Consider the following 22,072-nt stretch of genomic DNA (forward strand, 5'->3'; position numbering starts at 1 on the left):
ATAAGATCTGATCTTATCACGGCCTTATTTTTTTTCATCACCTTATACTTTATACTTTATACATTTGCTTCTAGCTTTCAATGTATAAATATATTAGAAATCAAGTCACTCGCCTATATAATCAAAAATCCCCTGCAATTGGTATTGGCATTTACCGTTCGTTATACGGCTTTGTTACGCTACAAGAAATAATATTCCTACTTTACTTTGATCACTTAATATTTGACCCTATACCGTATATAGACGTCGAATATCCAATGATTCCTTTCTTTCTTTGTCTTTGGGCAATATCTTCTTTTTTTATCTTCATTGGCTATCAATGCCAAATCTCAATCATAGTAAACTATATATTCTGGATTATTTTTGTCCAATTTACGCCTATGCAGCGCGACTTTGATGGTGGATTCGACGCGTTTATGATTTGTGCTGGTTTTTTTCTTATGTTTTTACCTACTGACAAAGCCTTCAGTATTGATCAACTAAGATCTAAATTAACCCATCCTTTTTTTCATCTGCACAAAAGCGCCATTAATGAGATTCCTGCGCTTTGTTATTATGTTCCCATTCTTTTTTGCCTTGGCTTTCTTTATTTTGACTCTGCCATTCACAAGCTTTTTGCCGAACATTGGAGAAACGGCCTGGGCGCGTGGCTACCCTCAACACAACCTTATTACATCTCTGCCATTGATTTCTCCTGGCTTTTAAATCAGGAATATTTGCAGAAATTTATCGGTTATTTAATTTTTGCCTTTCAATTCTCATTTGTCTTTTTATTTTTTAATCGTTATTTACAACCCATTTATTTATTCATTGGCATGGGTTTACATGCTGGTATCGCTTTATCTTTAAATATCTATCCCTTTGGGATAGGCATGTTAATTTTTTATACTCTAATGATTCCATTTTCTTGGTGGAATTATCTTAGATTACGCATCGAATCCAACACACCCAAGTTGACTGTTTTTTATGACAAAAACTGCCCTCTTTGCAATAGGACTGTATTCATACTAAAACATTTTGATATCTTTAATAATTTATCTTTTTTAAATGCTCAAGATCATGCTCATAATCATCATCAATTATCAGATATACCCATTGACACTTTGCTAACTGATCTTTATGCATTTGACAGTAATAATGTATATAAAGGCCTTGATACTTATATCAATATCTTATTTAAAATGCAGTATTTATCACCAATTGGCCTTATACTCAAAACCCCGGGTATTTATCATTTTGCTAAAGTCAAATACCGCAATATTGCCGACAATCGCCTACGTAATACTTGTGACATAGAATGCCACATACCAAAACTGATTAATACTTTCAGTTTTTACAGCTCTATTTTTGAAGCTCCCGATCCATTAACTCAAAAAAATAAACTTTCAAAATTAACCAAAGCGCTAATTTTAATAGCAATCCTTCAACTTAACAGCACTATTCATTATGGGCTTCTATACAGGCTCAATATTGATCTAAAAAACTCCGCTTTAGGCCTAACCTTCCATCAAGCCAGTAATTCACTGCTAATGCTTTCTCAGACCTTCCTTGGCATAATTCCGCACGCTCTTTATCTCCATGATCACTTTGCCGGATACAGTCAGATAATTGCGATCACCTATCTTGACAATAACGGCAAAGAACAATGGCTGCCCTTCATCAATCAAGAGGGCCGCATCTTAGCTCCTCACTGGGGCAGGGTTCACTCGATGTGGGCAAATATCGCTGTCACTCCCCATATCGACCATAAACGGTTAAACAAATTTATCATGAAAGTTACTGCTTATTGGGCTCCGAAATTAGGCTTATCTCTGGCAGACTGTACTTTTTACATTAAAACAAAACCAAACATATCGCCCAACCAGTGGATTTATGACCTCCGAAGAATTAATGCTTCTAATGAATGGTCAACCTCTGGAATTGCCACCTGGAAGGACTTTACCTATTCTTCTAAACTTGACTTGAGCAATGACTAGTCGCTTTTTTTATTTAAAATACAAGTTGCATAGCTTTTTTTCCCGTGATATAAAATAGCTGTGCTATATGATTAGTACTTTATATAAATAAAATAATTCTATAGAAATTTTGGAGGATAGTATGAAAAAAGTTATATCTCTTTTAGCAATGGCATTAATGATTGTTGGTTTGTCTGGCTGCTTAGACGATCCTGATTCATCAAAACAAAAAGTAGAACAATCTACTATTAGCCTATAATATATTTAAAACCCAACTTGTTATCTAGCAAGTTGGGTTTTTTATTGCATGTATTAAATTAATTTTTATTGTTTCTTCATCTTCCATTTTTTAATCAAATTCCCGCTAAACATTAAGCATTTATTGCTGATTCTTTAAGAACCCAAACCCTTCACTTATCTATAAGATTTCACTATTTTATATTCTTAATTTAAAGACTTATTCTTCTTTAAAACCCAAAACATATCTTAATCAATCTAACAAATCTCTTTTGTATTTAGAAGTTGATTTCTAATGAGTTTTTGATCTTCTATTGGATATCTTTCCTTAAAGTACACCCTTCCTTTTTACTTCGAATATTAACGAGACATTTGCATACGTAACTATTCATTACCCTCTGACATATTCGACCTGGTAAAGAATATTGATATCCTCCAAATTATTAGTCTCTATACTAAAAAAATCATCATTAATTCATGCTATTCAACATCTTCTTTTCGATCTCAACAGAAATTTACAAGGCATCTTGGCTCATTGAATTTCATTTATAGGACTTTTGAATCTTTATTGTTTTTACGCTTACTAAACCCCCTAACTAATGCCGGCATACCCATAACCGTAGCCATTAACTTTCACTCTTACTTACAATTCAAAACTCGTTAGAAACAACACCAATACTTTCAACTCCGGTATTAGTAACAAAACGAACTTACCTTTTTTTCCAAGTATTTCTAAATATACATTTATCAATTTTGATTTTTTTTACTCAAAAAAAACCCCTGGTTAAATAATTAACCAGGGGTTTAGTTTTCTTAGTTACATTTAACCTTAACTAAGGTCCGAACATTAAATAAATGTTGGGATTAATGGAGCGTCAACAGTTACTAACTGACGTGTTCCATCTTCATTGAAGAAGAACAACAATCCAGCAAAACGGCTATCTGGATCGTAAATCAAGTCAGCTAAACGGTAAACTTCCCATGCAGCATCAGATGCAGTAACTTCAACAGTTCTGGTTTCACCTGGAGCTAATGGGCTGTTATCGCTAACAGTCAAGCCTTCTTCAGCCAACAAATCATCTGGATAACCAGTTTCATCTTCAAGAACCGCAGGGTCTAAGAATCTAACACCAGCAGTGTTGAACTCACCTAAACGAACTGCGTCATCACCGTTGTTGGTGATTTCCAAAGTCATTTGCATTGAACGACCTGGAACACGGTAAGTAGCATCAACAACTTTAACAGCAACAGTTGATTGTGGAACTTCCATTGACTTAATACCGCGCAACAAACCTGCTTGTAAAGGAGTTGTTACAGGATACTGTTCGTTTGTAGAACCCATTGAGAATGCAACCAAACCGATTGTACCAGCGGCAAATGCCATTGCTACTTTTTTATCAGTTGCTGAGATCAATGAATCTGCTTTACCAGCTTCTACAGCGATGTGACGTGGAACGAAAATTGGTTTACGTACCCAATATACAACCCAAGCTAAACCTAAGGCATACCAGAAAGCGTGCCAGAAGTAGATATTGCTCAGATTATAAGTTTCCAGATCAATAGTTTCGCCAGTCAAAGTAGTGATTGGATTTTTGAAATCACTCATTTTACCAGAGATTGTTACCCATTTACCTGGACCAATGATTGGACCACCACCTTCTACGTTTAACATTGTGTGAATGTGCCAATCGCCTGGACGACGTGCTTTCAACAATACTTTAAACTCGTAGGTTTCACCCAGTTCCAAAGAAACTGAACGAGGAACTAATTGACCACCAATCCAAGAACCTGCACGAATAAATACAGGACCAGGAATACCGATGTTCAAGAATGCGCTTTCTGGTTTATCAACAGTTTCAGGCCAACCTGTAAACACGAAGAATTTTCCAGAAATTGTCATTGTGTCGTTTACAGTGACTTCTTCTTTTGACCAGTTCAGATCGTACCAGTGAATAGTACGCATCCGCATAAATGCGGCCTGTGACTTTTCGCCGTGAGCTGAAGCAGTTGGAGTGTAAAACATCGCTGCGGTTACAGTTACCAGCAGTGCGACAAAGGATAATTTAGCTACCTTGTCTTTAATTATATTCATATATCCTCCTCTATAATAGAGAATCTATAGTTTTTATGAGTATCAAGTATATTAATTACTTGTTCTTATGGATTTATCTAAAACAACTTCTGCAATCAAGAAGATTGTACGAAGTCAGTTTTTCCAAACCATTTGCCGAAGAAGTGCCACAAGAAGTAAATCAAGATGCTCACGAAACCAGAGAAGAACGCAGATACTGGAGCAACGTCTTTACCGAATGTTCTTAAAGTACCTTTTTCAACCATTCTGATATATTCAGGAGTACCAGTTCTAACGTAGTGGTAACCTTGTAAGTCAGCCAGTGTCATCATCATACCGTTGTATTCAACAGGAACGTGTAATGGTGCAATTATCGGCCAGTTGCCTGGGTAGAATAATAAACCATAAGCCAAACCGCCTAATACTGCAGTCAACGTCATGCTGTTAGATAACAACAACACGATATCAAGTACGATAGCACCAGGCATTAAGTTTGAAGGGAACACGAAGTTTACTGGGAAATAAGTCCATCCCCAGAAGTTGAAGTATCTGTTGATCCACTCACCTAACAATAAGCCAAGTATGCAGAAAACAGCACCGAATGGAAGACGATATCTCCACCATAATATAGCTTGAACAGCAGCTGGGAATGTAATTGAAACGATAGGAGCTACAGTTACCCACAGACGTCTATCTTTCCAATCGGTCCAGAAATCCCAATCTCCACCAGTCAACATATAGTGAATATGATAACCACCTAAAATTACAAAGAATAATGTGAAACAAATTAGCCAATCGAACGTGCGTGATGCTTTTACAGCTTCAGCGCGTGAACGTACAGCTGATTGAGATGCGCTCATTAGCTTACCTCCTAAAGGATTTAAATTATATTTTTTATTTTATCTCTTAATCTGAGCCGCTTTGTATGTTATTACAAAGCGGCCAGGAGATAGTTTTACTTTCTTTGACCGGTTATTATGCCAAGTCTTTTTTCAGAAGCTTTGCAATTGATGCAATTTCTGTATTTACCACACCTAATACACCAAGAGCAGCCCATCCGAAGAATACGAAGCCGTAGTGTAATGGAGCAACAAACAACTCTTCCATAAACCAGAAAGTGTGACCCCACTCATTCAGACCTACGTTTGGTAAGATCATGAATGGACCAACGATAGCTACCATATATTGCATATGGAGACCTTGTTGGTAAGTAGGAAGTCTAGTTTTGGCATATAAGAAGCATGCGCCACCAGTGATGATGTAGATTGGGTAGCTCAAATAGAACTCGATAATATGACTTGGTGTGAAGTCAGTATCGCGAACGATTGTTTGATGCCATGTTCCATCTTGCTCAGTGAAGTAGCTAGCGCCGAAATAAATGGCGATACCGTACATAACTAACCAAGTCCAGTGTGTGAAATGTCTTCTTAACTCTTCTCTTGGAGTAATTGACATTACTTTCCGATCACGAGTTTTCCAGATGTAACCCCACAGGATAGATGCGGTCATTACTTCCAAAACCATTTCGATATAAAGAAAGTTCATCCAATATGTTTCGAACTCTGGAGCAAATGAGTCTAAACCAGCTGACCAGCCGTAAACTCCTTCATACCAGCGAACCCAAGCGTAAAACACACAGTAAAGTGCAGCGCCTGCAAACATATTCTTTTTATTTAAAAGCGGTGCTTCCGCAGCATCAGCCTTAACTGACTCAGTTGTAGCAGCCATTTCTACCTCCTAAAAATTATTGAATCCCCAACGTTAGCTGGGAGTTTTTTAACTTATGTCCATATCTTGCTTTGTTAATTTGACTTAATTAAAGCATCTACCAATCCAATTTGGTGCTGAGCAGTTTATCAGCTCAACGCACCTTGTCAAGACAAAAATCACTTCAATAATTTAATTACTGAGAGCACATTCTTACGGGTGCGATAGAACTCTTCTCCCATATATCGGACTAATTCATTTGTTCTTTAATAACTTATCGCTCTAAGCTAAACGAATTTATCAATCTCTGATGCTTCAACAAGAATGCACTTTTATCCCTTCATGATGATTAACTCACTCAGAGCACTGGAATTGTATTTCTCACTGACTTGACTGAATCACCGACCAAGGAAAATGCACTAGAGCTCTTATACGAAGAGTACCGCAGGCATAATAAACACTTCAGTCGGATTTAATTGGGAGATTATGCACAGAGACATTTTACATCCGCTGTTCAATTTGAATTTGGACATGGTGTCACTGATGGGACAGAACTGCAGAAAGTAGAACTTTTTATAACCGGGAACTGGGGGTAATAATACCGATAGCCCCTATGATGATGGATAAGCTTGTTTTATATGGATAGACCGTTCATACAAATCATGATTGTTCGCATTGCGTCGAATTTAAAGATATGACACAAACTGCGTCTTCAGAAATATGCAAAAGATGAAATGAGAGGATTAGTTTATAGACACTAGATTAGAGCTTAACTTTGAGTCCAGCATCTTAAAAAGGTGAGGCTTAATATCGCACTCTTTGCAACACCGCACTTGGCGACTTTCCATCATGATTTTAAATGTTCAGGAAACCCTCGCCCCTTTCCTAATTGAACCACTTGTTTCAACAACAACATTACCCTTGATCATTAGATCAATAAATTAATCCAACTGAAAAATCATTTCAGCTGGATTTGATTAACATATTATTCTATATCTCTTCGATTCCAGATAGGCCGTAAACTGACCAATTATTTGAATCCATCAATCCGGATTGATCAGTTTTCTTATCGTAACTAATTCGACAAACATACCTTTTGATAGAGTTTTCCGAGTTAGGCTTACTCACCTCAACTTCTCCATTTATCACATACTGATGATCGCCTATACTCCATGCATTTAATGCTTTTTCGGAAAAAGACAATGAAAACTCATCGCTCAGCTCTTTTTTAATGTAGTTATTGCACTGAACAAATGCCATATCGGTGTATTCATCGACAACGGTCTCCATATCTGCCTTATCATCTGTGTCAACTAGAAAGAGATCGGAACCCACCACTTTATACACAAAGGGCAAGACCACCTCTCTTTGAAACAGGATAAGACCCAGAAGGCCAAAGCCAAGAATAAAAATAGAATATTTTTTTGTCATAGTAATTATTGCAACCAACTGTGTTAATTTAGGGTTTAATTGATTCTATCAGAAAAGCTGAGCTCTCAAAGTTAGACCATCAAATTTAAGCATACTTTACTCTCTATCCTTGCCATGTAAATCTCTGATATGGAATTAAGCACTCTCCTTTCCTATTACCGTTAGCTTCCAGACGACCAAATCAAGGAGCAAATCGATTCTATACAAATGCCGATAGATTCGCTTAAATTATAAAATTAAACTTCCGGCACAACTCAAATGGCTGGATTTATTTCGTAAAAGACATTAGAAAATCATAAACTATAAAAAATCACTTCACAGGCCCAGAAGTCGTTTTATGAGGATTAAGCCATGCTTGTATTGCTGAAAAGAATTCCATCTGATACCAGTAAATATGAGATTTCTTCTTTTTTTGGATCCGCATTAAAAGGAGGTTTCTTTGCTAAGCGAGGATACATTCATGATATAAAAATTATGATGATAAAGAAGAATCATAAAAATACGGCTTTTGAATTTTACGGACTGGTCAGAGTAGAACCCGAACCCGTTGGTCAACGCGCAATCAAGCAACTTAACGGCAAACAGATAAATGGTAAAAATATTGCAGTTATAGAATTTTACTCAAGAAATTGGCACAACGACCCGAGATTAAGACGTAACCACATCAATCTTCCGTTTCAAGACAGGAGAAGAAACGAACGGAGAAAACATAAATTTATTATTGTTGAAGAAACCACTGTTGATAGTCACACTAACTGGGACAATATAACAAATCGTCTTTTTTAGGAATGCTGCGAACGACCTAATAATGAAGAGAGCAATGGAGCCAACTTACTCATCTGCCTCTCCTTATCATGACGATTAGCAAAAATGATGCACTTCAGGGCTTGCAATGATTCCTCAAAGACATCGTTTACGATTAAATAATCAAACTCTTCGTAATGACTTATTTCAGTTACGGCATCATCCATTCTTCTCGCAATTGTTGACTCACTGTCCTGACCTCTATTTCTTAGTCTCTGCTCCAAAATCTGTATGGAGGGAGGCAAAATAAAGATAGAAATAACCCCTGAACGTTTTTGACGAATTTGCTGGGCGCCTTGCCAATCTATCTCCAGAATAACATCAATATTTTGATGCAAAAGCTCGTCGACAGTTTGCAGCGCCGTCCCATAAAAATGATCAAAAACCTTGGCATACTCTAAAAAAGCATCTTGCCTAATTTCGTTTTGAAAATCATCCATTGAGACAAAATAATAATCCTCGCCATCAATTTCACCAGGCCGCATGGATCGTGTAGTGTGCGATACAGAAACCGATAAGCGCTCCACATCTTTTACTAGACACCTGACCAAGCTTGTTTTTCCTGCCCCTGATGGAGCCGAAATGATATAAAGTTTTCCATTTTCCATAAATCTGTCTGATTAAACCGTAGAAACTTATTAATGTTATCGCTAAATAAATATACTCAACCAACGATGATGAAGATGGATTTAATTTACTCATCTTGGACTATATCGGCATCAAGATTGCGAACAGAAACCGGTCGGCTTACTCTATATTCTGGACCTGCTCGCGCATCTGCTCTATCAATACTTTTAATTCAATTGAAATATTGGTGATCTCTTTATCACCTGATTTTGAACCTAGAGTATTGGCTTCCCGGTTCATTTCCTGCATTAAAAAATCAAGTCGGCGCCCTACCGGCTCTTGCTGATCAAGCACGCGAAACACTTCAGTTACATGGGTTTCAAGCCGGTCTAATTCCTCTTCGACATCGAGTTTTTGAGTCAAAAAAACAAACTCTTGCTCAAACCTTTCAAAATCAGGCTCCGCCACCAGCTCTGCAATTCTTTTATTTATTTTTTCGCGCAAATTAAGCAGCACTTGCGGCATGCGTACATGTACTGCTGAAATCAATTCTTTGATCCTGGAACATCGCTCTTCAATCATCAAGCTTAACTGCGCGCCCTCTCTTTCTCGAACCGCCAATAATTGCATTAATGCGCTATGAACCAATTCAGAAATTTCGGTTTTAAGCTGATTTATGTCAGCTTCAGACTCTTGTTGGATACCGGGAAAGACCAGCACTTCCAAAGCAGAAAAAGGCCGGGCTGATTGCATTAAGCCTTCAATTTTTGACGTTACAGACAAAAGTGACGCCACTGCCTGCATATCTATATTAAGCTCTTGTATGGAATGAGTCTGCTTTTTACAAATCAATCCGCATTCGACTTTACCTCTTTTTATACCGTTGGAGAGGACTCCACGTAAATCTGTTTCCAATGGTCGCAGTCGCTCAGGCAACTTAAAGGACATTTCACAATAGCGGTGATTCACAGATCTTAATTCGCAACTAATAATGAGGTTATTGACTTCTGTCTCACTACCTGCAAATGCGGTCATACTTCTGATCATTTTCCACCTATAATTGCCGGGACTTTGTAAGGATTTCCTTCATGACTGATTTTTACGATCCTTCCACCTACCCCAAACAGTGGAACTATCTCCAACCCGGCACCATTATAGACGACTATATAATAGAGCGGGAACTTGCGCATGGTGGATTTAGTTCGGTCTATCTTGCACGGCAACGAATTGATCAGATCCAGGTGGCCATTAAGGAATATTTACCTAGAAAACTGGCCCACCGGACCTGGAACAACCATGTTGTAGCTCACAGTGATGAAAACAGGGATTTATTCATGCGTGGAAGATCGCTTTTCTTTGAAGAGGCGAAAGCACTTGCCACATTAAAACACCCCAATATTGTCGATGTAATCAATTTCTTTCAAGAAAACTCGACCGTCTATATGGTAATGACTTACGACTATGGCTTCTCGTTAGATAAAATTTTAAAAGATCGGCTGATTACAATAACCCACGCCTTTCTTGTTAAAGTTTTTACAGCACTGATGTCCGGAATCGGTCTTATTCATGAGCAACATCTGCTTCATCTGGATATCAAGCCCGCCAACATCCTTATTCGCCCCGATAATGATCCTCTTTTATTGGATTTTGGTGCTATACAAAGTTTCCCGAATTCTATAAAAAATAAAAACAGTAAAATTCTAACAAAAGGTTTTTCTCCAATTGAACAATATAATACCGCCAGTCAATTGGGACCCTGGACGGATATTTATGCGATAGGTGCAAGCATCAGAGCCTGCCTTGACCTTAAGGCGTCGCCACCGGCTCCGGAAAGAAATAAAAAAGATACGCTATCACCTGCTGTTAAAGCGCATAAAAAAAAGTTTCCCATGCCCTTTCTCGAAGCCATCGACTGGGCAATGGAAATTCAACCAAAAGATCGCCCGCAGTCTATCAATGAGTTCTTAAATGCATTTAATTCATAACCTGTGAATGGATAGTAAAATTAGCGGCTTACACCTAATTCAATTATTTTATGCAGTCTTGATTCAACCGTACACGCCAGATATCTGTTTACCCCTCCAATTTTATTGAATGTAGATGGTTGATTGAAAAGGATTCCACTACAGGGGGCAAACGCATTAAAACACTATAGAAAATCAGATAGTTAAAATATTCCTTTTTCCGGATTAACTATAAGATTCGGTTGATTTGAAACCTAAAAAAGGCTTTGTGTCGCTATCGCGACGTTTATGTGGAATCGGTTCGCGGACCGACAACCGCGATACTGCTACGAAACCCATCCTTGGGTTTCGCCCTTCGGGCCAGCTAAAGCTTTTCAAAATCGTTCACGTCGATTTTGTCTTTGCTTGTCCAAAGAAAAGTATCCAAAAGAAAAGACACCCGAAGGCCGCTGCATCCTGCGCGCTGACGATTTTGCCGAGGGTTTTCGGAAGGGCTATCCCTGGCCCTCCGAAAACGAGCGGCATCCCTGCCGCTCCCCTAGCGGGCTGTTCTCGGCAAAATAGCCAGTGCTCGGCGCGGCCTAACGGGCCCCAGGGAGAGGCATCACAAGTTAAACCAAATGGACTATTCGTTCTAAGTAACCGGTAACATATTGATATATTAATTTTTTTAATGCGTTTACCCTGCACTACAGGGACGCAGCAAAGAGCTACAGGGAAGGTTTCACGCGTCCTTTGAAATCAATCACCTACACCATCAACTCAAAACAGGCGATTAGTACTACGCCTGAATAAACTCGCTAAATCTGAACCGTTATTTATCCTGTTTCAGGTATACTGTGGAAATTTTTATTAAAAGAGCGACACTATGAGACCCAGCGGAAGAAACCCGGATCAACTGAGAGAGATTAAATTTACCTGCGGCTTTACACGGCATGCAGAAGGCTCGGTTCTGGTTGAATTTGGTGACACCCGAGTGTTGTGTACCGCTAGCGTAGACAAGTTTGTCCCCCGCTTTATAAAAGGTAAAGGGGAAGGCTGGATAACTGCTGAGTATGGCATGTTACCCCGCTCCACACATGAACGCATGGGACGGGAAGCCAGTCGCGGCAAACAAGGTGGCCGCACAATGGAAATTCAACGTTTGATTGGCCGTTCGTTACGCGCAGCAATTGATCTGAAAGCATTGGGCGAACACACTATCACAATTGACTGTGATGTCCTGCAAGCCGACGGTGGGACCCGCACCGCGTCGATTACCGGGGGCTTTGTTGCCTTATCCTTGGCAATCAACCAAATGATGGCCAAAAAATTAATCAAGTCCAACCCCATCCATGGACAAATTGCCTCTGTGTCGGTTGGTATTTATCAGGGCGTTCCAGTATTGGATCTGGATTATGCCGAAGACAGCCAAGCCGAAACAGATATGAATGTCGTTATGAACGATGCAGCGGCTTTTATCGAAGTTCAGGGCACCGCAGAAGGTCATGCTTTCCGTAAAGATGAAATGGATGCCATGCTGGAATTAGCCAACATGGGCATTAATCGATTATTAGAAAAACAACGCGCAGCAATAGAATCCTATAAATGATAGTAAGCCGTTCTCAACCGATTGTTTTGGCCAGCAGCAATCCCGGAAAAATCCGGGAAATCCAGGCGATACTGGAGGGTCATCCCATTTTGCCCCAATCACAATTCAAGGTCGTTGAAGCAGAGGAAACCGGCAGCACTTTCGTTGAAAATGCCATATTAAAAGCCCGTAATGCAGCACATTATGCGCAACTTCCCGCCATTGCCGATGACTCAGGGTTAGTAGTCGATGCATTGGACGGCGCACCCGGGGTCATTTCAGCCCGCTATGCTGGAAGGGAAGCAAGCGATCAAGACAACCTGAACAAATTATTGTCTGAACTGGAAGGTATCCCGGCAAACCAGCGCACCGCCCGATTTATTTGCATTATGGTTTTCATGAGGCACACAATGGATCCCTGCCCGGTCATTGCTCAAGGTGTCTGGGAAGGACTGATCATGACGCAGACACAAGGTGAGAACGGTTTTGGCTATGATCCCGTATTCTGGGTGCCGGAATTTTCTTGCGCCTCAGCGCAATTGTCTCCCGAACTGAAAAACAGTGTCAGCCACAGAGGCCAAGCCTTACGGACATTGATAGCCGCGCTCGGTTCTGCAAAAAACGCTTAACCCTGACACACACTCAGCCGCAAGACGACTTTCAACTTGATCATAACCGCTATGCCGTCTTTACTCGATATTGCCTCTCAGTTTACAGATTCAGCTCAGATTGCCGGCATCAATCCTCTGGGCGAAGGCCTGATTAATGACACTTATCTGGTCACCACATTTACTGGCGGATGGGTGTTACAAAGAATCAATCCTGTGGTTTTTCCTGAGCCCAAGCTGGTTATTCGTAATTTGGCTGTACTTAACCGTCATATCGCCGAAACAGAGCAAAACACGCTAAAACTACAAATTCCAGGTATCATTCAAACGCAATCAGGAGAATATTGCGTTAATGATCAACAGGGCGATACCTGGCGTGCAATCACGTATATTCCAAACACGATCAGCCTTGAGACGGTGGAAAGTCCGGAACAGGCAAGGCAAACCGGATTTGCACTGGGCCATTTTCATCGCTTGCTGAATAGACTGAATCCAAAAGACCTTAACGACACGCTGCCCGGCTTTCATATCGCGCCAGAATACCTGTCCCGTTACCGTCAAGTACTCAGCCAGACGAACACCTTGCATGACTCCGCTGACAGCCGCTTTTGCCTTGATTTTATTGATCAACATGAAGAACTTACGATTGTTTTGGAAAAGGCAAAACAACAAGGGCTTTTAAAATTACGGGCTATTCATGGCGACCCCAAGTTTAATAACTTTTTGTTTGACAAGAACACCCGCGAAATTACTAGCCTGATCGATCTGGATACCGTTAAACCGGGTTTATTACATTACGACATCGGCGATTGCGTTCGATCACTTTGCCAATTGCCGACGGGCCAATTTAACCTCGAAATTTGTGAAGCGTTATTGACCGGTTATCTGGAGGAAACAAGATCCTTTTTGACTGAAGATGATTACGCCTATCTTTATCCTGCCATCCAATTGATTCCATTCGAATTGGGACTGCGTTTTTTCACGGACTTTCTGGAAGACAACCGGTATTTTAAAGTGACGACACCGCATCAAAACCGGAGCCGGGCCATTGTGCAATTTCAACTGTGCGAAAGCATAAGCAAACAGGAAGCCGAAATAAAACGCTTGATTGAACGCCTTTACAACCGGGCCATGTAGGCTTGTCAATATCCCGTGCCTGCTCCAAGGCTTTTTCAGCAACACTTGATAGCGTTAATGGTTTTTTTACTTCAAGCAGGCAACTATGTAAAGTGAGTCTTTATGTTTGCCCCTGGAAATACTCGACCAAAGCGGGATGGAACGTGTCAATTTGCTCAATGCTGAGACCCGCTTCGGGTGATGCAAAATCTGCATAACTCAGCAAGTGAGCGGGATTTAAGAACCCGACGATTCTTTCAAGTTCGCTCAAGCGCAATCCCTTCCTCAATAAATGAATGATACAGGTATGCCTTAAGCAAAGAGGGCTTACCTCTTCAGGGCTGACTACGCCCGAATCTATTGCGGTCAATGTAAGCCATGCGGAAAGGTCAGTCAGGGAAAAAGCCTTCCCGGTGTACCAAACCGGAAAAAGCCCGGATTGCTCAAAAAAAACGGACAAACCAGGCGGCAATTCAATCCGGCGAGCCGAGGCTCCATTTACATTGATTGATTGCGTGTGTTTATTAAAGTCTTTGGGGGTCAAATGAGCCACTTCCGTAAGAGATAACCCGCATAGCAACAAGCTGATCAATTGTTTGCTCATGTTATTGGCGTTAGCTAAAAGACTACGCAACTCATTTTGTGACAATTCTCTGATCACCGGAGCAGGCTGTATCTTTTCATTTTCGGGGAGTTGTGTCTTTGGAGGTTGAAACTTTTGCGACACGCCAGGTAAAGGCTCGGTAGCCTTTTTATGAGGCCGTTTACGGTTAAATTTGGCTAATTCGGACTGATTTGAAGGCTGCCTACTTAAAAGCCCGCTCATCCAGACACTGATTAACCCAAATAAAAATGAACCGGACAGAGCAAGCCAAGCATCACTACTGTAATTTGGCCGGATTGGCTCCCTGGATTGGAGCGCCCGCGCTACAACATTCATTAAAGGGTATCTTTCAAGTTGTTGCGTTTTAATGCGCATCAATTGCTCCTGATGCTCACGGTAAATTTTTTCCAGGGCCTCGACCTCTCGATGTAATTTATCGTTTTGCATAAGAACATTCGTGTAATGATCATCAAGTTCCTTTTGCTCGGCCAATTGTTTTCTCAAAGTTATAGAGATCTGCCTGGCACTAAAATAACGGCGTTCTGCATTGGAACGAACCATTTTTATACTGAGAAGACGTTGAGCATCTATTTCATTTTCCAGCTTTTTGATTTCCTCCGGAATCATTTTTAATGACGGCTGTATCGCTATGTTTGCCCGGTAATTATCCTGACTGAAATCATTCAACTTATCTTTTAAATTTTGCAAACGTTGCTGAAGGTTAATAATTGCAGGATTATCTTGTGGCGGAAGAATGACTTCGCCATTAGCAATAGCCTTGTTAATTGCATCCAACTGAGCCTTGGCTTTAAGCTCTTCCTCACTGGCATTGCTGTAAGAAGAAATTAACCCTCTGATACGCGCTTTCGTTTCATTCTGTTCCGATGCTGCCGATTTAATCGCGTTATCTCGTTCAAAGTTATCCATTGCGATACGCGCTGCTTCTATTTTGTTTTCCAAATCAGCCAGGGTGGCTTTGATTTGCTCAGCGAGCTCGTTTTTACTTTTTGATGTATCAGCAGCACGCGCGTCCAAGTAAACATCTATCCATGTATTAATCAGCAAAGGCAGCAATTTGGCATCTTCACCTTCCGCCCGAATTTCCATCAAGTGGGCCTCCGGAACGGGCTCCAATATCAGCATTCTTCGAAGCTGAGATACATCCATAAGCGTGCCTGGGCGCGAGATTTCCAATCGTCTTATTGTTTCTTCAAGAAGCTCTTGCGACAGTAATACTTGCTGTTGAATAATGAAATGCTGAACTTGTTGCAGATCGGTAGCTTGATCAAATCCAGCCGCCGTTGAATAGAGAAGCTTGGCGCTGCTTTGATAAATTGCCGGCCGACTGAAAGTGTAAGTTAAACTCAACAAAGCAGCAATGCCAAACGCCAAGCCAAAAACGACGGCTTTTTGGGGGGACAAAAAAGCTGGCAAACCGGCTTCTGATGAATGGCCTTGTGGTAAATCTTTCATTCTGTTAAGAATATACTTCCATAATTAAAGGTTTATTAACTCACACCGAATTAAAAAGAGAAGTCAGATCTTCCAGGGTCAGGTTTTCAATTTTGCCCGCATCCACCTGATAAACCTCATCTGCTAATGCACGTTTTTTCTCCTGCATCTTCAGAATCTTTTCTTCTACTGTATTTTCGGTCATTAATTTATAGACAAAAACAGGCTTATCCTGACCGATGCGATAGGCTCGATCTGCTGCTTGAGTTTCAACCGCAGGATTCCACCAGGGGTCATAGATAATAACCGTATCGGCTTGCGTCAAGTTCAAACCGACCCCGCCCGCCTTAAGGCTGATTAAAAACACATTGACCGATCCGCTGGTAAACGTATTGATCACCTCGTCCCTGTCCTTGGTTTGGCCGGTTAATTGAGTGTACGGAATATTGCGCTCAATCAGCTCAGCTTCAATAAGGCGTAGCATTTTTGTAAATTGAGAAAATACCAGTATTCGCCGCCCCTCTTCAAGCAACTCCGGCAACATCTCCATCAACAAATCAAGCTTGGCCGATTCCTTGACTTTTTGAGCTTCTTTCAAAGGCAATGTTCGAGGATCACAACAGGTTTGCCTTAGTTTAAGCAATGCATCCAAAATGGTGAGGTGACTTCGTGCCAAGCCCTTTTCCTCAATAGCCGCACGCACTTTCTGCTCCATGGACAAACGAATACTTTCGTATAAAGCAGCCTGTTTATCATACAACGGGACTGAGCGGATAATTTCAGTCTTGGGCGGCAATTCCTTTGCCACTTCCTGCTTGGTTCTTCGCAACAAGAATGGAGCCAGACGCCGGGATAATCTGTTTTTTTGTTCTACATCACCTTCCATCTCAATAGGCGAACGGTAAACCCGTTTAAAAAAAGCACTATCACCCAAAAATCCAGGCATTAAAAAATCAAATTGAGCCCACAATTCACCCAGATGATTTTCCATGGGTGTTCCTGTCAAGCTTAGCCGGTGAGCTGCTTTGATTTGTCGGACAAATTTTGAAGCATTGGTTTTGGGATTTTTAATCATCTGAGCCTCGTCCAGGATAAGGTAGTAATAGCTCGACTTTAGCAACACATCGGCATCTCTGGACAACAGCGGATAAGTAGTCAAAATCAGATCATGACTATCAATTTTATCGAAGAGGCTCTTACGATCTGCCCCCTGCAGGGTTAACACTTTTAATCCGGGCGTAAATCGCTCTGCTTCCCTTCGCCAATTCCCCATCAGACTGGTCGGAGCAACGATCAGGCAAGGATGAATCAGCCTTCCTGCCTCTTTTTCAAGTAACAAGTGGGTCAGCGTTTGAATGGTTTTGCCCAAGCCCATATCATCAGCCAGAATGCCGGCAAAATGATATTCTCTCAAAAATTGCAGCCAGCTCAATCCCTGGTGTTGATACCCTCGCAGCTCGGCATTTAAGCCCTGGGGCAACACAGCCGAACCGATACCCGAAAAATTTTTCAATTTCCGGCCTAACTCTCTTAAGGATTTACCGCCTCTGATGCTGAATACGCCATAGCTTCGTTCTTCAATATCAACAAGACTTGCCGCATCGTAGCGGGAAAGTTTGAGTGTTCCACTGCCGTTTGCCAGTCCTGTATTAAATAACTCATATAAAACATTAAGAATGGGCTGCAGTTGGTCTGACGAAATTGAAAGATAGTTGTGAGTCCCTACAGAAATATTAAGCCTGTCCGGCAAAGAATCAAGATCATAATGCTCAAGGACCGGCATGATCAAAGGCAGCAAAGGTAAAGACTTGCCGTCGATAGTGACATTAAAACTCATGTCGAACCAGTCTTTGTCTTTTTCTTCTATCTCGGCATCAAAGGACTCCGACATTTGAAACTGCATCAGAAAACTGGCATCTTTCTCAATGAACCAACCCTCTTGTTGGAGTTGCGGACACACCACTTCCAGAAAATCGCGCCATAAATACGGATTGTCCATGCTCTGGTTTTTCAGAGCCCCCCATAACAGGCGTTCATTTTTATCCGCCGATGACCACTCAAAGCCCAAACCGGTGAGCCTCGCCAATGCCTCGTGCTCCCTTTCCTGATCGCGATGAATGCGCAAAACACCGTGAGGCAATTTAACAACAGATAATGCGGACTCTTGGCCAGACAGCAAAACATCGCCATAATCAAAACCCATTTTTACAAAATGATTGTAATGACGACCCCCGTCCTCTCTTCCTAACAGAATAAGATGCGGCCGAGGCGCTATACCCTTCCGTTCAATCAAATTCATAGCCTGGGGCGGCGGCACCGGAAAATCAGGATGACTGAATATCAGCATTTCACTGAATTGCTCGACCAAAACTTCCGGCACAGGGGGCGCAGTCATTAAATAACTTGCCTGCTCTGCACTTAAAGGCCGGGTATCTAATACCCCGATTCTATTCTGGCTTTCATCCAGATAAAGCGGCGGCGTAACGCGAATCAGCTTAGCCTCCGGCTCAATTACGCTAAGCAATTGATAATCGCCACTATCTTGTTTTTGCCAGTTGAATTGTATTTGGCGAGGCTCGCCTGGTGTTAAAGGTGAGTTTTCAAGATCCAGATAAAACAATCTTCCCGTACTAATGAGCTTGGTCAATACCAAATGCCCTGCAGCGCCCGCGATGATAGGCTGACTCGAAGGCGTCAGCTTAAGAGCGGTGAGCAATCGGATAATTTCCTCATCTTCAGCCTGAATAAACGAGCTATAGCTATAGTTGTAGCGCAGATTATTAATGCTGGTCTTTTTGCCCTTACTTAAACCGCCAGCTGGCTTCTGGCGGGTTTCCATAAGATCCAGTATGTAGCCATAAGGTTTTGATCCCGGCATTAACAAATAGGCCAGGAACTCCTGATAATCAGGTTTACTCTCAGGTTTTGCTGAATAAGCTTCCAGCCATCTCAGACAATCGGCTGTATGCGTTTCAATGACTTTCGGATGGGCCAATATTTTTTGATAGTACAGGCAGACAGCGGCAACATGCTTGCAGTTATAACCGACCGAACAGGAACAGCGGCCATTAATGGAGATCGCCCTGAAATTGTTTTTCCATAAAACAGTGATTGTTTGCTCATAAACTTTTTTACCCGCTCCCTTAACCGACGAAACAAGCATCGCTGAATCATTTTTTTCGTCGATGCTGACATCGGTTACTTTTTCGTTCAAAAAATAATCCATGCCCCCGGCAAAAGCCGAGTCGCTGCATTCGTAGCGGATATCTGAATTTAAAATCGCTTTCTGATTCATTCGGGAACAAACTTCACTCGAGGCCGAGTGATAATGGATAAGGGAACGGCATCTTTATACTAAAAAAGCCTTCCGGCACTGCGAGACACTTTCACGCTGCTTTCAATGCGCCGGTGCAACTGCTGCCTTGACCCGCTGTACAGCCAAAACAATGATCACGAACAGTAATAGGTTGCCCATTTAAAAGAGAGGAACTCAACCCGCTGATATGGGCTTTGCTTTCAGGTAACGCACCCAGGGGTAAAGTCAGCATTTGATTAAAATCACAATCATAGACATATCCTTGCCAATCAACGCTCAACGTATTGCGACACATCACTCGTTCAATATTTTCCGCCTGATGATTGGATTTGAGCAACTGCATATACTCATCAAATAAATTATTATTGGTAAGATATTTGGCAAATCGCTGTATCGGCAAATTGGCCAATGCAAAAAGTCGGTTGAATACAATACCGTAATGGCTCAATAAATAATCCTTATAGGCTTTTTCCAGCGCGGACTGCTCCGGAGGAAGATTGACACCCTGAGGGTTAAACACCAGATTAAGCAGTAAATCACTACCCGGCTGACCGTAACCTAAAGCATTCAATCGCTGCAAAGCGGCCAAACTGGCTTGAAAAGTCCCTTTGCCCCGTTGTTTGTCCACATTATCCTCCAGATAACACGGCAAAGACGCGATGATCTCAACCTCATGGTCGGCTAAAAATGCAGCCATATGTTCATAACCCGGCTCTTCAAGAATCACCAGATTACAGCGATCAATCACCTTGACCCCCATCGCTCGAGCCCGGCTGACCAAATAAGTAAACTGGGGATTCATCTCAGGCGCCCCGCCGGTCAAATCCAGCGTTTTTATTTTGGCCTGATCAATAAACACCAGCACATCCTGGACAGTTTCCAGCGACATCACCTCGGTTCTTTTAGGGCCGGCATTGACATGACAATGCGTACAACTGAGATTACAAACATACCCTAAGTTAACTTGCAGAATCTCCAGATTTTTTCGAAGAAGGGCTGGAAAATCAGTATCGCTGGAATTCAAAGTAGTCGCCCTCATCATCTCAATCTTTGCTTAAATAAATATCGCCATAGTAAGCGGTCACTTTCCCTTTGCCGTTATCGGTATCCGTCATGACCGCAACAGCGTCAATGTATCGAATGTTTTTATCAACATGCTGCCTTAAATCCTCCAGCAAATTCCGTTTTTCGTTAAACCAGGTTCCGGTCGCATCTTCATTGGCTCTAAGCGCCATCATGATCGCATTATTACCGGCAAAGGCATTAGGCCAAACGGACCCTTTAGGTGAAGATACCGCCCAGACATAATTGATTGCCTTGGTCCGCCAAAAAGCAAGTCCCCCATCAACAACCGCATAAACCCGGGCCGCATAGTCATCACCGGATTTACTATGTTCGTCTCTCAAACTCAAGCGATTCTCGATACGCCAACGCCAATTGATAAAAGGAGTTTGCAATAAATCTATGCGTTGCTTTTTAAAGAGGCCGGAGGCTGAGTTTTCGCTCATTGCCTGCAAAACCAACTTCTGATCTAAAAGCAACAGGCGATAATCTGTCTCACTGCTGAAAGATTTGGGTTGCCATCCGTCTAAGGAATCCCCTGAAAAATCGCCCACCACCAGACGATCAGCCAGAGCATTGCTCATCAACCCAAAGCAAAGAAGGGCTGTCAGCATAAACGTTCGGTAATTTTTACTCGCTAGTTTTATCATTTAAATCCGCAAACAAAATCAATCCACACATAAACGGCCATTGTACTCGATTGCTTTTCGCAATAAAGGTGAAGCGCTAAATTAAAATCCGGCTCAATCCTGACCGCTCGCCATTAAAAATGACTCAATAACTCAATTGCATAAAAAAACACTGGAAAAAGAGTTTATACCTCATGTAAAATGCGCCGCTCTACATAGTCAACTCAACAATGCCTGGGTGGCGGAATAGGTAGACGCAAGGGACTTAAAATCCCTCGCTCGTAAGGGCGTGCCGGTTCGATTCCGGCTCCAGGCACCAATAAAATCAAGGGCCTAGCATTTTTTTGCTAAGCCCTTTTTTTATGCCCGGGAAAAAATGGGACACTCACGGGACACCTAGAAAAAAAAGGCCACAATAAACGGCAATAATTACAGGTATTTTTTTTCCTGAAAATACGCCTACCCCCTACCTACAAAACCTACTAAAACCCCTGTTAAAAAAGTTTCAAATGCGCTTACCCCCTACCAGCTAAACCAGCTAAAACCCTTTTTTATTGCCCCATTGGGGAACCGTTTTACTTTCAGGCTTTGAATATCAAGGGAAAAACAGCAATGTACAAGTGATTGTTATTTGTTGTTAATTTTCGAGGGTTGTTGTAGTATCTTTTTCGTTGCGCTTCTTGCTGGAATAAAACCTCTTTTATAGAGCGGCAAATAGTAAACGCAAAAATTAATCAACCACCTCAAGGAAATAAAATGCCAAAAAAAATTGAAACAACTGGTGACTTAAGAGAAATGCTGTGCGATGCAATAAACCAAGTTGCAGATGGAACAATGCAGCCGGAAACCGCCAGAAACATAACAAAGGAAGCAGGACGAATTAACGATTCGCTTTATGCTAAAGCAAAAGAAGCAAAAAAAACGGGCCTGGAAGTGCTACCAACACAAACCAAGCCCTAACCACTACTTAACAGAACGG

The 22,072-nt window shown here is 41.5% G+C and carries 17 protein-coding genes and 1 tRNA gene; 8 read left to right on the top strand and 10 right to left on the bottom strand.

Going from position 1 to position 22,072, the window contains the following annotated elements; genetic code table 11:
• The first annotated feature begins 80 nt into the window (after positions 1–80).
• Positions 81–1,976, top strand: coding sequence for a DCC1-like thiol-disulfide oxidoreductase family protein (locus GO003_RS02625; RefSeq protein WP_159655312.1), 1,896 nt, complete (start codon positions 81–83; stop codon positions 1,974–1,976).
• Positions 1,977–3,039: 1,063 nt separating this feature from the next.
• Here GO003_RS02625 and amoB read toward each other — a convergent pair.
• The 4 genes from amoB to GO003_RS02645 form a co-directional block, all read right to left on the bottom strand.
• Positions 3,040–4,284, bottom strand: a complete 1,245-nt coding sequence (gene amoB / locus GO003_RS02630; RefSeq protein WP_159655314.1) for a bacterial ammonia monooxygenase, subunit AmoB — start codon at positions 4,282–4,284, stop codon at positions 3,040–3,042.
• Positions 4,285–4,379: 95 nt separating this feature from the next.
• Positions 4,380–5,123: a bacterial ammonia monooxygenase, subunit AmoA gene (gene amoA, locus GO003_RS02635; RefSeq protein WP_159655316.1), complete on the bottom strand. Its 744-nt coding sequence runs from the start codon at positions 5,121–5,123 to the stop codon at positions 4,380–4,382.
• 115 nt (positions 5,124–5,238) lie between these two features.
• A complete protein-coding gene (gene amoC / locus GO003_RS02640; protein WP_159655318.1) occupies positions 5,239–5,991 on the bottom strand; it encodes a bacterial ammonia monooxygenase, subunit AmoC in 753 nt (250 codons plus the stop codon).
• 969 nt (positions 5,992–6,960) lie between these two features.
• A complete protein-coding gene (locus tag GO003_RS02645) occupies positions 6,961–7,401 on the bottom strand; it encodes a hypothetical protein (protein WP_231088789.1) in 441 nt (146 codons plus the stop codon).
• Positions 7,402–7,752: 351 nt separating this feature from the next.
• On the opposite strand from GO003_RS02645, the gene GO003_RS02650 reads away from it, so the two are divergent.
• Entirely contained in the window at positions 7,753–8,187 is a 435-nt protein-coding gene (locus GO003_RS02650; protein WP_159655320.1) for an RNA recognition motif domain-containing protein, read from the top strand.
• Here GO003_RS02650 and gmk read toward each other — a convergent pair.
• Positions 8,184–8,813, bottom strand: a complete 630-nt coding sequence (gene gmk, locus GO003_RS02655; RefSeq protein ID WP_159655322.1) for a guanylate kinase — start codon at positions 8,811–8,813, stop codon at positions 8,184–8,186. The genes GO003_RS02650 and gmk overlap by 4 nt on opposite strands.
• Positions 8,814–8,952: 139 nt before the next feature.
• Entirely contained in the window at positions 8,953–9,807 is an 855-nt protein-coding gene (locus tag GO003_RS02660) for a YicC/YloC family endoribonuclease (protein WP_231088790.1), read from the bottom strand.
• A 53-nt stretch (positions 9,808–9,860) separates the two neighbouring features.
• On the opposite strand from GO003_RS02660, the gene GO003_RS02665 reads away from it, so the two are divergent.
• The 4 genes from GO003_RS02665 to GO003_RS02680 all read left to right on the top strand — a co-directional run bounded on the left by GO003_RS02665 (position 9,861) and on the right by GO003_RS02680 (position 14,051).
• Positions 9,861–10,757 carry a serine/threonine protein kinase gene (locus GO003_RS02665; RefSeq protein WP_159655326.1) on the top strand — a complete coding sequence of 299 codons (897 nt, stop codon included), beginning with the start codon at positions 9,861–9,863 and terminating at the stop codon, positions 10,755–10,757.
• 847 nt (positions 10,758–11,604) lie between these two features.
• Positions 11,605–12,327, top strand: coding sequence for a ribonuclease PH (gene rph / locus GO003_RS02670; protein WP_159655328.1), 723 nt, complete (start codon positions 11,605–11,607; stop codon positions 12,325–12,327).
• Complete coding sequence (gene rdgB, locus GO003_RS02675; RefSeq protein WP_159655330.1) at positions 12,324–12,935, top strand: RdgB/HAM1 family non-canonical purine NTP pyrophosphatase; 612 nt, start codon at positions 12,324–12,326, stop codon at positions 12,933–12,935. The genes rph and rdgB overlap by 4 nt, the downstream gene beginning before the upstream one ends.
• 51 nt (positions 12,936–12,986) lie before the next feature.
• Positions 12,987–14,051 carry a phosphotransferase enzyme family protein gene (locus GO003_RS02680; RefSeq protein ID WP_159655332.1) on the top strand — a complete coding sequence of 355 codons (1,065 nt, stop codon included), beginning with the start codon at positions 12,987–12,989 and terminating at the stop codon, positions 14,049–14,051.
• Positions 14,052–14,151: 100 nt separating this feature from the next.
• Here the strand turns inward: GO003_RS02680 and GO003_RS02685 are convergent, their stop codons facing one another.
• From GO003_RS02685 to GO003_RS02700, 4 genes are all read right to left on the bottom strand, one after another.
• A complete protein-coding gene (locus tag GO003_RS02685; protein ID WP_159655334.1) occupies positions 14,152–16,107 on the bottom strand; it encodes an integrase in 1,956 nt (651 codons plus the stop codon).
• Positions 16,108–16,147: 40 nt separating this feature from the next.
• The gene (locus GO003_RS02690; protein ID WP_159655336.1) at positions 16,148–19,381 is read right to left on the bottom strand and encodes a DEAD/DEAH box helicase; all 3,234 of its coding nucleotides are present in this window, start codon (positions 19,379–19,381) and stop codon (positions 16,148–16,150) included.
• Positions 19,382–19,472: 91 nt separating this feature from the next.
• Positions 19,473–20,441 carry an arsenosugar biosynthesis radical SAM (seleno)protein ArsS gene (arsS, locus tag GO003_RS02695; RefSeq protein WP_159655354.1) on the bottom strand — a complete coding sequence of 323 codons (969 nt, stop codon included), beginning with the start codon at positions 20,439–20,441 and terminating at the stop codon, positions 19,473–19,475.
• Positions 20,442–20,445: 4 nt separating this feature from the next.
• Positions 20,446–21,078 (bottom strand): DUF3047 domain-containing protein, encoded by a 633-nt coding sequence (locus GO003_RS02700; protein WP_159655356.1) that lies wholly within the window; start codon positions 21,076–21,078, stop codon positions 20,446–20,448.
• Between the two features lie 247 nt (positions 21,079–21,325).
• Here GO003_RS02700 and GO003_RS02705 point away from each other — a divergent pair.
• A tRNA-Leu gene (locus GO003_RS02705) sits at positions 21,326–21,412 on the top strand.
• Between the two features lie 437 nt (positions 21,413–21,849).
• Positions 21,850–22,053: a hypothetical protein gene (locus GO003_RS02710; RefSeq protein ID WP_159655338.1), complete on the top strand. Its 204-nt coding sequence runs from the start codon at positions 21,850–21,852 to the stop codon at positions 22,051–22,053.
• The last annotated feature ends 19 nt before the right edge of the window (positions 22,054–22,072 follow it).

The sequence above is a fragment of the Methylicorpusculum oleiharenae genome (genome assembly GCF_009828925.2).
GTDB classification, from domain to species: domain Bacteria; phylum Pseudomonadota; class Gammaproteobacteria; order Methylococcales; family Methylomonadaceae; genus Methylicorpusculum; species Methylicorpusculum oleiharenae.